The sequence below is a fragment of the Arthrobacter crystallopoietes genome (assembly GCF_017603825.1).
GTDB classification, from domain to species: Bacteria; Actinomycetota; Actinomycetes; order Actinomycetales; family Micrococcaceae; genus Crystallibacter; species Crystallibacter crystallopoietes_B.
The window spans coordinates 1,244,453-1,259,948 of sequence record NZ_CP072014.1; the positions used below are offsets into that span (position 1 = coordinate 1,244,453).

The window sequence follows — 15,496 nt, forward strand, 5'->3', positions numbered from 1 at the left end:
CGGAATCCTCTATTTACGTCCACGTGATGATTGCGTGCATACCGTTCACAAAACATGGACAATCAGAAGCGTGGATATTCGACGGTTGCGGACGCTGCTTGAGCTCTCGCGCAGTGGGTCGATGCGGGAAGTGGCGGACCTGCTCGGCACTACGACCTCGACGGTCTCGCAGCAGATCGCACTGCTGGCCCGCGAAACGGGCACGGTCCTTCTGGAACCTGAGGGCAGGGGAGTGCGCCTCACGCCGGCTGGACTGCGCCTGTCCGAGCATGCGGCCACTATCCTCGCTGCAGTCGAGGCGGCGCGGGCGGATCTTGATCCGGAGGCGGCTCCGTCGGGCACCCTCCGGGTGGCTGGTTTCGCCACCGCAATCCGCAGGAACATCATCCCCGCCGTCAAAGAGGCCGCGGTCAGTCATCCGGCGCTCAGGATTGCCGTGCAGGAACACGAGCCCGCTGAGGCGATTGAAATGCTCTTGGCGGACCGGACCGACCTCGCGCTGACCTACGACTACAACCTCGCTCCGGAGCTCGACGATCCCCGGCTCGACAGGGTTCCCCTCTGGTCCACGCCCTGGGGACTCGGCGTCCCCGCGCGTGACAAGCAAACAGTGCAAGGCAACGCCCCGGAGGTTTTCAAAGCGTTCCGCGACCGTGACTGGGTAGGCAACTCCCGCAACCGGGCCGATGAAGTGGTGGTGCGCTCTATCGGTTCCCTTGCAGGTTTCGAACCCCGCCTGCGCCACGAAGCAGACAGCCTCGACCTCGTCGAAGACCTGATCCTTGCCGGCATGGGCGTCGGGTTGCTGCCTGCGGACAGGAAGCCGCCACCCGGCGTCGTAATTCTCCCGCTCGCCCAGCCCGAAGTCCGGCTACGCGCCTACGCCCATACAAGGAAAGGGCGCACCACATGGCCGCCGTTGCGTTACGTGCTTGCCCGCCTGGAGTCGGGAGCGCGCTAGACGCCCTCCCGCCGCCGTGAGGAACGGGTACCGCTACAAGCCTTGGTTTTCCAATCACCGAGGTTTGGCCATTTCGCCTCCCAGCAAGGTGCCCTTGCCACGGCATAGAAGGTCATCGCGCGCGAACGAACTCGTACATTTTTATGACATAGGGAAGGTCTGAATCTAGGCCAGGCGTAGGGTGGAATCTAGACGACAGGAGCACTTCATGAAGAAAATCCTCATGGTACTGACCAGCGTTTCCGAGATCGGCGATACTGGCGAGAAGACCGGTTACAACGTGGCCGAGGCGGCACATCCCTGGAAGGTCTTCAAGGATTCCGGGCATTTCGTCGACTTCGCGTCCATCCAAGGCGGCCAGCCACCGCGTGACGAGGTGGACTCGGAAGATCCTATCCAGGTTGCCTTCACGAAGGACGAGGTCACGCGCGCTGGGCTCTATAACACTGCACGCGTCGACGTTGTTGATCCCGGTCAGTACGACGCAGTCTTCCTCGTGGGAGGTCATGGCACCATGTGAGATTTCCCGGATAGCGAAGGCTTGCAGAATCTAGTGGCCAGCGTCTACAACGCCGGCGGCGTGGTGGGCGCGGTCTGTCATGGGCCAGCCGGCCTGCTGAACGTGGAATTGGAGAACGGGCTTCGCCTCGTCGAGGGCCGGAGGGTAGCGGCCTTCACCAACGAGGAGGAGGTCGCCGCAGGGAAGGAAAAGGTCATCCCGTTCTTTTTGGCAGACCGACTTGAGGAACAGGGCGCCACCCACGTCTCCGCTGATGTCTTTCAGGAGAAGGTTGCGGTCGACGACCGGTTGGTGACCGGCCAGAACCCGGCTTCAGCCGCCGGCGTGGCAAAGGAGATGGAGAAGCTCCTTGCGGAGGTCATCCACCAGGAAAAAGCCGAGAAACAGCACGAGACGGAGACTCTGCGCGCCGAGAAGGACGCCGAGAAAAACGCCAAGAGGGCTGCCGCAGAAGCGGAGCACTAACACCCACAGCGCCAGTTGGCGTACGTGCCGGCAACCACATTGTCCAACACATCGCGGACCTGCTTCAGGTTCCGCGCTCTACGATCTGCGGCCACTTCACAAATCGAGTATCGAACGAACGGGCGGCCGGTTCCCCTCCTAACCTTAGGCAGCGGCTCGAAACGCATGCCATGCAAGAAGACTCAAAGCCTCGGGTTGCGACACCGAGCGGTCACAGAATGCCGCGGCCAAGCGTTAAAGTCATACTCGTCAACGGTCGCTGGCTGCCGGGCGTGACTCTTCCCTAGGTGCCTTCCGTTCCATTTGGGTAAGCACCGCTTCGACCTGGGCCCGGTAGATCTCGAAGAAGTTGATGGTCCGCAGGTCCTCACGTGCGGCCACTACGTAGGGGTATTCCTCTGGACGCGCCGGTTGATACTCCTGGTTCCACTCGACGTCACCGTTGGCCTCGGACTCTTCGCGCACGGCGATGCGCGCGGCATGTGTGCCGCTGGCAGAGAGGACCAGATTGCTGAATACGTGGTACTGAATTACGGCTTCGTGCCCGGTCCAGCCGGCGTGGTGGATGGCTTCGAGGACAGCATCGACGGCTCGCAGCTCGTTTGGTCCACGGGTCAGCCGGAAGAACGTCTGCATAGCAGCCGCCGGATGCTCCGCGAATGTCCGCCAGGCGCGGTAGGCGAGGTCTCGGAGCGAATCCGCCCACGACTCGGATGGCTCGTATCCCTCGATAGACATGCCAATGAGCTCGTCGGCCACGGCAATGACGATCTCATCACGGCTGGGGAAGTGCCGGTACATCGCGGTGGGCGAGGCGCCGAGCTCCTTGCCTAGCCGGGTGAACGTCAGCCCCGGGTTGCCGTCTTCGTCCAGGATCCGCAGGGCGGCCGCCACGATTGACTGGCGGGTCAGGGAGCCGCGGTTGAGCCGGTGCGCCGTCCGGGCGGCCTTGGCTGCCGGCTCTTCTTCGGTGGTGGTCATGGTGCCTCCCTGCGGATGTTCTGGTACCGAGTCTAAAGCCGGGTGTCTCTAGGACAGCCTCCTCGGTGGAAGTTCCACGGTAACAGTTAGTGAATGCCATTGACAACGCAATTCACTGGAGGGCATGATCATGCTTGTGTCCCGGATCACTTCGCCGGGAGTCCCTGCCGCCGGAGCTTATTCCGGCCCGGAACTAACCAAGGACAATGCCATGACCAGTACAAGTACGCGGACAGCTGCCGCCGTCGCCGGACCCGTCCCCGCCCTCCGTTACGCCTTCACCATCGTGGCCCGGGTGGATCCGTACATCCCGCTCATGGGCCGGGCCGCCGAACAGCTCGAGCTGATCCCGATCACCGGTGGGCACGTGAGTGGGGAACTTGCCGGCGACGTCGTGGCCGGTGGCGCGGACTGGTGCACCGCCCGGGCGGACGACGCATTCCAGGTTGAGGCGCGCTACGGCATCCGCACGCAGGATGGACACTATGTCGACGTGGTGAACACCGGCATCCTGCGCCACCTCGACGGCGAGACCGGCGACTCACAGCACATGGGTTACTTCATGACGTCACCGGTCTTCCGCACCGCCGCCCCCGAGCTGCAATGGCTCACACGCTCTGCTTTCGTCGGCCGCGCCCGCGTTTTCGACGGGAACACCAGCATCGACGTCTACGAGATCACAGCCTGACCCGCCCCGCGACCACCCACCCACGGAAGAGACCCATATGCGAATCAAGACCCTTCTGCCCCTAGCCTGCGTGGCCGCCGGATCGCTGGCCCTTGCCGGCTGCACCACTGGCTCCTCGAGCGGGTCGCCCGCCGCCGGCGGCGAGATGTCCACCGACACCATTCGCACGACGCTGGAAGTGCCTACTTCCTTCGATCCGACCCAGACCCTCGGTCTGCCGGACTTCTGGATGGCACGGATGGGCTTTGACACCCTCGTTCGCCAGGACAACGGCGGCGAGTTCGCTGCCGGGCTCGCCGAATCCTGGGATGTGCGTCCGACGGGCACTACATTCACGCTCCGCGACGGGATCACGTGCTCCGACGGGACGCCCATTACGCCCACCGTAGTCAAGGACTCCCTCGAGTACCTGGCAGACCCGAAGACAGCCTCGCCGGTCATTGGCCAGGTCTTCGGGCCGGGAAACACCGCCACGATCCAGGCTGACGACGAGGCCGGCACCGTCGACGTTACCCTCGAGAAGCCGTGGCCCGACCTGCTCGCCGGCCTGGCCATGTCCAGCGCCGGGGTCATCTGCCCTGCGGGACTCGAAGACCCGAAGGCCCTTGCCGACGGCACGGCCGAGGGCGCCCAATCCGGCCCCTACGTCCTCAGCGACCGCCAGCACGGGGTCTCCTACACCTTTACCCTCCGCGACGACTACGACGCGTGGCCCCAGTACAATTCCGAGGTCGCCGGAGTCCCGGCCAAGAACCTGGTGTTCGACGTCGTCGCCGACCGCAACACCCAGGCCAACCTCCTCCTGAGCGACCAGCTCGACATCATCCAGATCGACGGCGCCCTCATGGAGCGTTTCCAGAACGAGCCGGCCTACACGGTCGCTGCCCAGCCCTTCAGCGACTTCTTCGTCGTCTTCAACCAGCGCGAAGGCAGCCCCTTCCGAGACCCCGAGATTCGAAAGGCCGTGGCCCAGGTCCTGGACGCCAAGACCTTCGAGGACATCACATCGAACGGCCACGGCCAGACCAGCCGGTCACTCGTCGCCGAGGGCACCACCTGCGCCGCACCCGAGGAGGCACCCGTCATCAAGAGCAACCCCGAGGCGGCTAAGAAGGTCCTCAAGGGTGTCGACATCCGGCTAGTCGGGCCGAACATCGCCGGCCCCCAGGGGTCCGGCAACGTGTACATCCAGGAGCAGCTCCGCGCGGCCGGCGCAAACGTGACCCTCAAGAACTCGGACGTCGGGAGCTGGATCGGCCAGGTCTTCGGCGAACCCAGTTCGTGGGACATGACGATGTACGCTGACCTGAACTTCCCCGGCACCATGGCGAACCCCCTGACGGCCTTCGTCGGACCCACCATCCAGGAGGGTGGCGCCAATGTTGGGGCCACAGACAATGCCGAGGCAGAGCAGGCGTTCGAGGACTTCCGGACCGCAGAGGATGAGGCTGCCGCTTGCGCGGCACTGCAAGAGAGCATGCACAGCCTCATCGCGAACGCGGATGCCATCCCGCTGAGCAATAATCCGCGTTTGACCGTCGCCGCCGAGGGCTTCGAAGTCTCGCACCGTGGCACCACGATCGACGACCCCATCCTGCGAATCACCCAGTAGCCCCATCGAGGCCCGGCGCCGGCGCACCGCAAGACTGTGTGCGGGCGCCGGCGCCACCCCAAAACTTGAGGAAACACCATGGATCCCTTCAGCTCGGCGGTCAGCCTGGCCGCCCAAATCCGCACCCGCCAAGTCAGCCCCGTAGAGGTCGCCGACCTCTACCTGAACCGAATCGAGGCGCTCAACCCGACCCTCAACGCTATCGTGTGGCGCAACGACGAGGATGTGCGGCTTGCCGCCAAGCGCGCAGAGCAGGCCGTCATGGATGGCGGCGACCTGCCGCCGTTCCACGGAGTGCCACTGCCCATTAAGGATCTGACCAGCGTCGCCGGACAGCCGAACACGCATTCGTCCTTGGCCATGTCGGATGCGCACCAGACGGAGAGCGACCTGAGCGCCGAAAAGCTGACCGCCGGCGGTTTCCTGTTTATGGGCCGTACTAACAGTCCGGAGCTCGGTCCGCTGACGGTCACGGAGAACGCCCGCCACGGCGCGACCTGCAACCCGTGGGACGTGCGCCGCACCCCCGGCGGTTCCAGCGGCGGCGCCGCAGCCGCGGTGGCCGCCGGGCTGGCACCTGCCGCACATGCTTCCGACGGCGGAGGCTCCATCCGCGTCCCCTCGTCTGCGTGCGGACTGGTCGGCCTCAAGCCCAGCCGCGGCCGCGTGCCGCAGCGCGTCTTCGGCTGGGAACACTCCACCACCGAAGGGGCCATTGTGCGCCACGTGGAGGACGCCGCCTCGATCCTCGACGTCATGGCGGGGCCGGATCCGCTGGCATGGTACTCGGCGCCGGCGCCCGAGCGGCCCTTTTCCCGCGAAGTCGGCGCAGACGCGGGCCGGCTGCGCGTCGGACTGCTGCTGACGGCGCCCACCGGCGTGCCCGTGGATGCCGAGTGCGCGGCCGCCGCGACGCGGCTCGCGGGGATCCTCGAGGGGATGGGCCATGACGTCTACCCAGTGACACCCACACTATTCTCCCGCGAGGCCATCGACGGGTTCCAGATGATCATCGGCGCCTCGCTCGCCGCTATCGATTACGATGATCCGTCGCGGGTGGATCCGTACATTGCCCACCGCCTGGCCACCGCGGCCGGGCGCAGCGCCGGAGACTACGCGCGCGCCTCCGCCCTGCTGCAGCTCGAGTCCCGGGAGATTATCGAACAGTGGGGGCGGGACTTCGACGTCCTCGTCACCCCGACCATGGCCTGCGAGACTCCGCTCGTCGGTTCCGTCTACAACGAGGCCAACAATGACCCCGCCGGCCCGCGACAGACCGAGCTGCAGATGATCTCCTTCACCTCGTTCTGCAACATCACCGGCCTGCCCGCCATCAGCCTCCCGGTCCATACCTCCGCCTCCGGACTGCCCGTTGGCGCCCAGATCGTCGCTGGCCCCTACCAGGAAGCGACGCTCATCCGGCTCGGGAGCGCGGTCGAACGGCACGTCGGCTGGACCGGCGCGATCGCCCCGGCCTACGCCTAAGCGGCACCCCCGGAAGGAACTACCGACATGACCCTTACCGCCAAAATCCCGGGTGCTCCGCGCGCCCGGTCCGCCGATAGGTCGCCGTTGCGGCGCCGGCTCTCGTCCTCGCCCTGGCTGGACTTCGCCCTGCGTCGCGCCGGTGGGCTCCTGCTGTCCCTGTTCGTACTGGTCGTCCTGACATTCATGGTCGTCCCGCTCATCCCCGGTGACCCGGCCCTGGCCATCGCCGGTCCGGACGCCAGCGCCGCCGCCGTCGAACGCCTGCGCCAGGACCTCGGGCTCAATGACCCGCTTCCGGTCCGCTTCATGGACTACGTGGGCGGGTTGCTCCAGCTGGATTTGGGCAACTCGTTCCGGTTCGGCGACCCGGTAACCGGCATCATCGCCGGCAAGCTGCCGTTCACTGCCCAGCTCGCCTTCGCCGCGATCGTCATCGTCCTGCTCGTGGCAGTGCCCGCAGGCATGGCCGTTGGCGTCCTCACACGCGGCGGCCGCCGCCGCTGGCTCGACCTGGGCTTCAGCAACGTCGCAGGGTTCTTCGCCTCGCTACCCCCGTACGTCACTGCCACCCTGCTGATCGTGCTATTCGCGATCATTTGGCGTGTCCTGCCCGCCGGCGGCGCCAACAGCTTCGAGGCCCTGATCCTCCCGGTCGCCGCCCTCGCCGTCGGACCGACCTGTGCGGTCGCCCGCGTAGTGCGGCAGGAGACCGCCGTCGTCCTGGAACAGGACTTTATGCGCACGGCCCGCGGACGCCGGTTGCCGGCGTTGCGCCTGCACCTGCTGCACGCGCTGCCCAACCTCCTGACCAGCACGCTGACCCTCACCGGCCTGATCCTGGCCAGCCTGCTCGGTGGCGCCATCATCATCGAGACCGTCTTCAGCTACCCGGGCTTGGGCAACGAAATCATCCAGGCCATCATCTACCGTGACTACCCGCTGGTGCAGGGGATCATCATCGTCGTCGGCATCATCGCGACTCTCCTGAACTTGCTGGTGGACGTTATCCTCGGCATCATCGACCCACGCACTCTGGGGGCCAAAACCCATGGCTAAGACCACCTCCTCCGGCGCCGTGCGCCGCAGCTTCCGCTGGAACGCCGGCCTCATCGCCGGCCTCGCACTGATGGGGACCATGGTGCTTGTCGCCGTGCTGGCCCCCATTTTCCTCACTCCGGCCGCGGAGAATCTCACCGCGGACTCCCGGCTCGGCCCCAGCGCCGCACACTGGTTCGGTACCGACGAATTTGGCCGGGACATCCTGGCTCGCTCGCTCGTGGCAACCCGGCTGACGCTGCTGATGTCGCTTGGCGCCACTGCCATCTCTGTCATCGGCGGCATCCTCATCGGCTCGTCCGTCTGGCTGGCACAGCGGTGGATCCGCGAGCCCGCGCTGCGGCTAATCGAGGCCGCGGTCGCCTACCCTTCGCTGATCTTCGCATTGCTGATCGCGGCGATCCTCAGCCCCGGCAGCATGACGGCCGTCATTGCCATCGGCCTCGCCGGCATCCCCGCGTTCGCCCGGTTGACCGCAAACCTGGCCGCCTCGATCGCCCACCGCAACTACATCGCCACGGCGCGCCTGCTGGGCACCCCGTCCCACAAGATCGTCACCCGCCACCTGCTGCCGAACATGGCCGAGCCGTTGTTCGTGATGTCGACGTCGGCGTTTGCCCTCTCGTTACTGGAGATCTCCAGCCTGTCGTTCGTCGGGCTCGGCGTCCAAAGCCCCGAATACGACTTCGGCCGGTTGCTCAACGAGGGACTCATCGCCATCTTTGTCCAGCCGCTGCAGGTCGTGGCCCCCTCGATCATGCTCGTGATCACCGGGCTCGGTGCCGTCCTCATCGGCGACGGGCTCGCCGCAGCCGCCAATCCGCGGCGTACCGCCCGCAGCCTGTTCCCGACCCGCAAGCGCCTGTCCAAGCCAGAATCCGCAGCACCAGCACCTGAGGCCCTGCTCGAGGTGGACAACCTCAAGGTCATCGCTCCGTCCGGCGCGGAGATCGTTAAGGGCGTGTCCTTCAGCATGCAGCCCGGGGAGGTCGTCGGGCTCGTGGGGGAATCTGGCTCCGGCAAGTCCATGACCGCAATGTCCATCGCCGGCCTGCTAGCGGAGGGACTAACCCCTTCCGCACACACGCTGCGCCTCGGGGACCTCGACCTGCTCACCACCTCGGATTCCCGCGCCCTTGCCCTGAACGTCGGGCTGGTCTACCAGGATCCCGGGTCGACGTTCAACCCAGCCCTGCGCATGGGGCCGCAGTTGACCGAGGTCTCCCGGGTCCACCTGAAGCAGTCCCGCCAAGAGGCCCACACCACGATGGTCGCCGCCCTCGACGAAATCAGCATCCAGCAGCCCGAGCTGCGCATGACCCAGCACCCGCATGAGCTCTCCGGCGGCATGCTGCAGCGGTCCATGATTGCCGCATCCACGGTCACCGAACCGAGGCTGCTGATCGCGGACGAACCCACCACCGCGCTGGACGTGACCGTCCAGGCGGACGTACTGCGCAAGTTCCGCCGCTACAACAAGGAGCATGGAACCGCGATCCTGTTCATCTCCCACGACATCGGCGTAGTGCAGGAGCTCTGCGACACCGTCCTGGTCATGCACGGCGGCAGGATTCTGGAGCGGCTCACGGGGACCGACCTCAAGGAGGGCCGCGCCGCGCACCCCTATACCAAAGCCCTGCTGTCCGCTTCGCCCAGCATGACCGGCGAAAGCGGCCGGCTTCGTACCGCCCACTGGACGCCTGACGAGGAACCGGAGACCACGCGATGACCCAGACCAGCAACCACATGGCGGGCGAGACCGATCCCGCCGGACTGACAGGAACCATGCTCTCGGTCGAGAAGCTCTCGGTCGGCGTCGGGACCGGGACCCGTTACCTGCAGATTCTCGACGACGTCGACCTTACGATCAGGCAGGGCCAGACGGTCGGCCTCGTCGGTGAGTCCGGTTCCGGTAAAACCACCCTCGGCAAGGCCCTTGTCGGCGAGATGCCGATCACCGCTGGCAGAATCCGCGTCGGGGGCACAGACCTCGGCGCCCTGTCCCGCTCAGAGCGCCTCGCCATGCGCCGGCGGGTCCAGCTCATCCCGCAGGACCCGTACTCTTCGCTGAGTCCCCGCCGCACCATCGGCCAGACACTAGCCGAGGCGATCGACCCGCGGCGGGCGGACCAGCGGAAGCACCGCAACGCCATCCGGCACTGGCTCGAAAAAGTTTCCCTGCCAGGCGAAGCAGCCGAGCGGTACCCGCATGAGTTCTCGGGCGGGCAGCGTCAGCGCATCGCCATTGCTCGTGCCCTAGCAGTCGAGCCCGAACTCATCATCGCGGACGAGGTCACCTCGGCCCTGGACCTGACGACACAGGCCGAGATCCTCAACCTGCTGGCCGACCTGCGCGAGGACCTGGGGCTGACGATGCTTTTCATCTCCCACAACCTCGCCGTCGTCCGCCACGTCAGCGACCAGGTCACCGTCCTCTTCCGCGGTGTCGTGGTCGAATCCGGCGACGTCGACCGCATCTACGACGTCCCCCAGCACCCGTACACCCAGCAGCTGATCGCATCCGTCCCCGGCGGACCAGCCTTCAACATCGACGCCTAAGCGAAAGGCCACCATGTCCACCGACTGGATATTCCACTCCGGCAGGGTCTTTGACGGCCTCCGGCTCCATCCCAACGCCACCGCAGTCGCAGTCAGCGGCGGACGGATTACCGCCGTCGGTACCGACGATGAGGTCCGCGCCGCCGCCGGCCCGGCCCGCGAGTACATCGATCTCGCCGGCCGGCTGTTGACACCCGGGTTCACCGACGCACACGTCCACGCCCTCTACGGGGGCCTTGAGAGGCTCGGGTGCGACCTTACCGAATGCTCCGGGGCCGACGCCGTACTGGCCCGCATCGCCGAATTCGCGGCAATTTCCGACAAGCCCTGGGTCACAGGTGGCGGCTGGAACATGGCGGACTTTCCAGGCGGTACGCCGCACGCCGACCTGCTCGACAACGTGGTCCCTGACCGGCCGGCCTTCCTCGTCAACCGCGACCACCACAGCGGCTGGGCCAACACGGCTGCGCTGCGTAAGGCCGGCATTACGGCGCAGACCCCCGACCCCGCCGACGGCAGGATCGAGCGCGATGCGACGGGGCAGCCGACCGGGACGCTCCACGAGGGGGCTATGGACCTCGTCGGAGATCTGGTCCCTGCCCCGACACGGGAAGAGATGGCAGCCGGGCTCCTGGAGGCCCAACGATACCTGCACCGCCAGGGGATCACGGGCTGGCAGGAGGCGATCATCGGCAACTACGCCAGCCATCCGGACGGCGCCGAGATCTACCACGGGTTGGCAGCCGAGGGCCTGCTCACCGGGCGGGCCACGGGGGCGCTTTGGGTGCCGCGCACGGTCAAGCCGGACACCGTGGCCGATCTCGTCGAAGGCTTCGCCACGCGCCGCGACGCCAACGCACTGGCCGGGTTCCCCACCGTCAGCGCCAAGATCATGGTCGACGGCGTGCCGGAGAACCGCACCGCCGCGATGCTCGAGCCGTATGTCCAGTCCTGCGCCTGTTCCCCGCGCGAAACAGACGACCGCGGCCTGACTTACCTGGATCGCGAGTCGCTGCAAGCGGCGGCGACGGCCCTCGACGCAGCCGGCTTCGACCTGCACATGCACGTTATAGGGGACCGCGCCGTACGCGAGGGGCTCGATGCCGTTGCGGCCGCCCGCGCTGCCAACGGCCGCAACGGCAGCCGCCACCACATGGCCCACATCCAGGTCATCGACCCCGCCGACCTGTCCCGGTTCGCAGGCCTCGGCGTCACCGCGAACGCCCAGGCACTCTGGGCATGCCACGACACTCAGATGCAATCCCTGACGATCCCCGTGCTCGGGGCCGAACGGGCAGCGCGCCAGTATCCCTTCCAATCTCTCGTCTCCGCCGGGACGCGCCTGGCCATGGGCTCCGACTGGCCCGTCTCCTCTCCGGATCCGTGGCAGGCGATCCACGTCGCCGTCACACGCCGCGAGCCCGGCCACCCCGACGCGGAGCCGCTCATCGCCGCCGAGGCCCTGGAACTGGAGACTGCGCTCGCCGGGTACACGTCCGGCTCGGCGTGGCTCAACCGGCATGAGAACGGCGGCGTGATCGCGCCGGGCCGGGCAGCGGACCTCGTCGTCCACAACGCCGACCCGTTCGGCCTGCCCGCCCACGAGCTTTCCACCATGGCGGCCACCTTCACCATGGTCGGCGGGAGCCCGGTCCACATCGCGGAGTCCGCGCTTCTATAGCCGCAGGGCTCCTTGACCACCCAGCCGAGTAGAAAGGGAACTATGAACCACGACGGAGACCACCCCACCCGCGGGCAGCAGGACTTCCCTGGCCGGATCGCCGAGCTGGCCTCGGAGTCCATTCCCGCCTGGCCCAGGCGTCCTCGGGCCCACGCCGGAGCGCCGAACATCGTCGTCGTGCTCCTGGATGACTTGGGCTTCAGCGACATCTCGCCCTTCGGGGCGGAGATTGACACTCCCGCGCTCGAGGAGCTTGCCGCCTCCGGATACCGGCTGGCGAACTACCAGACACCCCCGATGTGCGCGCCGGCGCGGGCGGCGCTGATGACCGGGTTGAACCCGCACCGCGCCGGGTTCTCCTTCGTGCCGCACATCGACCCCGGATTCCCGCACGCCCGCATGGAGTTGCCCCATGACGCGCCCACGCTTGCCGAGACCTTGAGGGGCGCGGGCTACGCAACGTTCATGGTCGGTAAATGGCATCTCACACCGGAGGCGCAGATGCACGACGGAGCCGACCGATCGTCGTGGCCTTGCCAGCGAGGATTCGACCGCTTCTATGGGTGCCTGGACGGGTTCACGTCCCTCTTTCACCCGCACCGGCTCCTCCAGGACAATACGCCGATGGACCGCGAGTCTTATCCGGAGGGGTACCATCTCACGGACGACCTCACCGACCGGGCCCTGGACATGATCGGTGGGCTGCGTGCCAGCGACCCGGACAAGCCGTTCCTGCTCTACTTCTCCCACATCGCCGTCCACGCCCCGCTCCAGGCCAAGCCCGAGGACATCGCGAAGTACCGCGGGATGTACGACTCCGGGTGGGACCACGTGCGCTCCGAACGCTTCGCGCGCGAGGTCAGGAACGGGCTGTTTCCCGAGGGTACGCGGCCCGCCGGGCGAAACAGCGAACCCGGTCTCGACGTCGTTCCCTGGGATTCGCTCGATGACGGCCAGCGCCTTCTGTTTTCCCGGTACATGGAGGTGTACGCGGCGGCCGTTGACAACGTGGACCAGAACCTACGGCGACTGACAGACCGGCTCAAGGAGCTTGGCGAGTATGAGAACACGATCATCCTCTTCACGTCCGACAACGGCGCCAGCGGGGAAGGAGGCGAGACGGGAACGCGCAGCTACTTCAGCCGCTTCGTCACCGTCGGTCAAGAACTGCCGCCCGAGTGGCAGGCAGACGTCCCGCGCAACCCCGAGCTCATCGGCGGCCCGCAGTCCTTTGCGCACTACCCGCGCGGGTGGGCCTACGCCTCGAACACTCCCTTCCGGCTCTATAAGACCCACCCCTACAGCGGGGGAGTCCGCGTGCCGATGCTCGTGTCATGGCCCGCCGGCCTGCCCCGCACCTCCACGGACGGCGGCGTGCGTCAGCAATTCGCCTATGCGACGGACGTGATGCCCACGCTCCTGGACCTTGCGGGCGTGGAGCCGCTCCAGCGGTGCGCCGGCGGACCGGCGCAGACGCCTGACGGCCGCTCCTTTGCACCGTGGCTACGCACAGCACGGGCACGGTCGGAACGCGGCAGCCAGTATGTGGAACTGAACGGACGCCGGTCCTTCCATGAAGGCGGCTGGAAGGTAGTCGCCCCAACAGCCAACGGGCCCGGATGGTCGCCTCACGGATGGGAGCTTTACCACGTCGAGGAAGACCCCGCAGAGACCCGGAACTTGGCCGCCACGCACCCCGAGCGGGTGCGCGCGCTTGGCGACCGCTGGAGGGCCACCGCGTGGGCAAACCAGGTGTTTCCACTCAACGATGACGGGTCCCTCTTCCGACGCCGCCCATCCACTGAGCTCGTCCTCGAACAACCCGTGACGCTCTTCCCGGGTACCCCGACGCTCGAGCGCTACCGTTCCTCGAAGCTGGTGGCGCTTCGCTCCACCGTGATCGACGTCCAGCTCGACTATCGGTCCGGCGACGAGGGGGTCCTTGTCGCACATGGCGACCAAGGCGGAGGCTACCTCCTTTACGTCGAGGACGGTGCGGTCCACTGTGCCTACAACGAGTACGGGCGGATGCGCCGGGTCTCCGCCGCTCTGCCAGTTGGCACCACTGAGGTGGGACTGCGTTTCGAGGTCCTGCCGCAGCTGCGGTGGCGGCTCGCCCTCAGCGTCGACGGCACGGAGGAGGCCGCATTGGGATCGGTCGTGCAGTTGGTTGGGATGTGCCCGCTGACCGGCATCAGCGTAGGAGCGGATCGGGGCGGACCGGTCGACTGGGACCTGTACCAACGCCGAGGGCCATTCCGCTACCAGGGGAACCTCCGGCATGTCCGATACACGCCGGGAACCAAGGCCGACTATCACGACGAGGAGCTAGTCGACATCGAGCAGCAGACCGCCCTTCAGTTCGATTAGCAAGCATCCTCGACGCGGCGCCGCTTGGCTCCCTCGGTCCGAGTACTGGGTCAGGTCCAAGCGGCGTCTGACTATCGCCTGACCGGGCTACGCTGGTGGCACCATGTCCTCGAAAGGCGAACCATGTCCTGTTGCCACAGTTCGGAGCGGTCCCGACTCGCCGCCGCGGCTACGTACGAACCCGCTCAGGAGGGCGGCCGCATATCAGAGCGTGAAGCTAGCACTCCCCAGCCGGGGAACGACTCCGGCGGCCGCCTCGTCAAGCAGGTGCGGCTAGCCGGCGGATCCTTCTTAATGGGAGACGCGTTCGGTGAGGGCTACGCACAGGACGGCGAAGGCCCGGTACACGAGGTACTGCTGTCGCCGTTCTCAATCGACGCGACAGCAGTCACGAACGCGGAATTCCACCGGTTCGTCGCTGCCACCGGTTACCGCACCGAGTCTGAAGTCTTCGGCTATTCCGCAGTGTTCCACCTACTCGCCGCCGCGGCGGACGCGGACCTGCTTGGCCGCGCCGAGGGCGTTCCGTGGTGGATGACCGTGCGGGGTGCCGACTGGGCGCACCCGCATGGGCCGCGCTCCTCTTGGGAGGAAATTCCGAACCACCCGGTGGTGCAGGTGTCCTGGAACGACGCCGCCGCTTACTGCGCATGGGCGGGCCGGACACTGCCCACCGAGGCGCAGTGGGAGTACGCCGCCCGTGGCGGGCTGGAGTCCAAGCGCTTCCCTTGGGGTGATGAACTGCTGGGCCCGGACGGCGAACACCGTTGCAACATCTGGCAGGGAGAGTTCCCCACACGCAACACTCTGGAAGACGGCCATCTTGGCCCGGCTGAGGTGAGGTCCTTTCCGCCGAACGGGTTCGGCCTTTATGAGGTTTCCGGGAACGTGTGGGAATGGTGCGCCGACTGGTTCCTGCCCAAGTACTACCGCAACGCGCCCGCTGACGATCCCGCTGGACCGACCATAGGCAGCGGGCGCGTCATCCGCGGTGGGTCATTCCTCTGTCACGACTCCTACTGCAACCGGTACCGCGTTGCGGCCCGCTCAAAAAACACCCCGGACTCGGCCACAAGCAACACCGGCTTCCGCACAGTCTCTTTCTAATCCGCAAT

Annotated in this window: 11 protein-coding genes and 1 pseudogene; 11 read left to right on the top strand and 1 reads right to left on the bottom strand. The window is 66.6% G+C overall.

Annotated elements, in window-relative coordinates:
- Window positions 1-70 precede the first annotated feature (70 nt).
- Window positions 71-961: a LysR family transcriptional regulator gene (locus J5251_RS05780; RefSeq protein ID WP_244250812.1), complete on the top strand. Its 891-nt coding sequence runs from the start codon at window positions 71-73 to the stop codon at window positions 959-961.
- Between the two features lie 208 nt (window positions 962-1,169).
- Window positions 1,170-1,946 (top strand): annotated as a pseudogene (locus tag J5251_RS05785) (type 1 glutamine amidotransferase domain-containing protein).
- Between the two features lie 249 nt (window positions 1,947-2,195).
- Here J5251_RS05785 and J5251_RS05790 read toward each other — a convergent pair.
- A complete protein-coding gene (locus tag J5251_RS05790; protein ID WP_208575463.1) occupies window positions 2,196-2,927 on the bottom strand; it encodes a TetR/AcrR family transcriptional regulator in 732 nt (243 codons plus the stop codon).
- Between the two features lie 211 nt (window positions 2,928-3,138).
- On the opposite strand from J5251_RS05790, the gene J5251_RS05795 reads away from it, so the two are divergent.
- The 9 genes from J5251_RS05795 to J5251_RS05835 all read left to right on the top strand — a co-directional run bounded on the left by J5251_RS05795 (window position 3,139) and on the right by J5251_RS05835 (window position 15,488).
- Window positions 3,139-3,615, top strand: coding sequence for a DUF3237 domain-containing protein (locus J5251_RS05795; protein WP_208575464.1), 477 nt, complete (start codon window positions 3,139-3,141; stop codon window positions 3,613-3,615).
- A gap of 37 nt (window positions 3,616-3,652) precedes the next feature.
- A complete protein-coding gene (locus tag J5251_RS05800; protein WP_208575465.1) occupies window positions 3,653-5,227 on the top strand; it encodes an ABC transporter substrate-binding protein in 1,575 nt (524 codons plus the stop codon).
- A 78-nt stretch (window positions 5,228-5,305) separates the two neighbouring features.
- Complete coding sequence (locus tag J5251_RS05805) at window positions 5,306-6,712, top strand: amidase (protein ID WP_208575466.1); 1,407 nt, start codon at window positions 5,306-5,308, stop codon at window positions 6,710-6,712.
- 27 nt (window positions 6,713-6,739) lie between these two features.
- Window positions 6,740-7,771 (top strand): ABC transporter permease, encoded by a 1,032-nt coding sequence (locus tag J5251_RS05810; protein WP_208575467.1) that lies wholly within the window; start codon window positions 6,740-6,742, stop codon window positions 7,769-7,771.
- On the top strand, window positions 7,764-9,500 hold the full coding sequence (locus tag J5251_RS05815; protein ID WP_208575468.1) for a dipeptide/oligopeptide/nickel ABC transporter permease/ATP-binding protein: 1,737 nt from the start codon (window positions 7,764-7,766) through the stop codon (window positions 9,498-9,500). The genes J5251_RS05810 and J5251_RS05815 overlap by 8 nt, the downstream gene beginning before the upstream one ends.
- Window positions 9,497-10,330, top strand: a complete 834-nt coding sequence (locus J5251_RS05820) for an ATP-binding cassette domain-containing protein (protein ID WP_208575469.1) — start codon at window positions 9,497-9,499, stop codon at window positions 10,328-10,330. Before J5251_RS05815 ends, J5251_RS05820 begins: the two co-directional genes overlap by 4 nt.
- 13 nt (window positions 10,331-10,343) lie before the next feature.
- Window positions 10,344-12,011: an amidohydrolase gene (locus tag J5251_RS05825; protein WP_208575470.1), complete on the top strand. Its 1,668-nt coding sequence runs from the start codon at window positions 10,344-10,346 to the stop codon at window positions 12,009-12,011.
- Window positions 12,012-12,053: 42 nt separating this feature from the next.
- Window positions 12,054-14,381, top strand: a complete 2,328-nt coding sequence (locus J5251_RS05830; protein ID WP_208575471.1) for an arylsulfatase — start codon at window positions 12,054-12,056, stop codon at window positions 14,379-14,381.
- Window positions 14,382-14,504: 123 nt separating this feature from the next.
- Window positions 14,505-15,488 carry a formylglycine-generating enzyme family protein gene (locus J5251_RS05835; RefSeq protein WP_208575472.1) on the top strand — a complete coding sequence of 328 codons (984 nt, stop codon included), beginning with the start codon at window positions 14,505-14,507 and terminating at the stop codon, window positions 15,486-15,488.
- Window positions 15,489-15,496 lie beyond the last annotated feature (8 nt).

Excerpts from the sequence above, each read along its gene's own strand:
- J5251_RS05790 (WP_208575463.1), bottom strand. The coding sequence starts at position 2,927 with ATGACCACCACCGAAGAAGAGCCGGCAGCCAAGGCCGCCCGGACGGCG.
- J5251_RS05795 (WP_208575464.1), top strand. The coding sequence starts at position 3,139 with ATGACCAGTACAAGTACGCGGACAGCTGCCGCCGTCGCCGGACCCGTC.
- J5251_RS05800 (WP_208575465.1), top strand. The coding sequence starts at position 3,653 with ATGCGAATCAAGACCCTTCTGCCCCTAGCCTGCGTGGCCGCCGGATCG.
- J5251_RS05805 (WP_208575466.1), top strand. The coding sequence starts at position 5,306 with ATGGATCCCTTCAGCTCGGCGGTCAGCCTGGCCGCCCAAATCCGCACC.
- J5251_RS05810 (WP_208575467.1), top strand. The coding sequence starts at position 6,740 with ATGACCCTTACCGCCAAAATCCCGGGTGCTCCGCGCGCCCGGTCCGCC.
- J5251_RS05815 (WP_208575468.1), top strand. The coding sequence starts at position 7,764 with ATGGCTAAGACCACCTCCTCCGGCGCCGTGCGCCGCAGCTTCCGCTGG.
- J5251_RS05820 (WP_208575469.1), top strand. The coding sequence starts at position 9,497 with ATGACCCAGACCAGCAACCACATGGCGGGCGAGACCGATCCCGCCGGA.
- J5251_RS05825 (WP_208575470.1), top strand. The coding sequence starts at position 10,344 with ATGTCCACCGACTGGATATTCCACTCCGGCAGGGTCTTTGACGGCCTC.
- J5251_RS05830 (WP_208575471.1), top strand. The coding sequence starts at position 12,054 with ATGAACCACGACGGAGACCACCCCACCCGCGGGCAGCAGGACTTCCCT.
- J5251_RS05835 (WP_208575472.1), top strand. The coding sequence starts at position 14,505 with ATGTCCTGTTGCCACAGTTCGGAGCGGTCCCGACTCGCCGCCGCGGCT.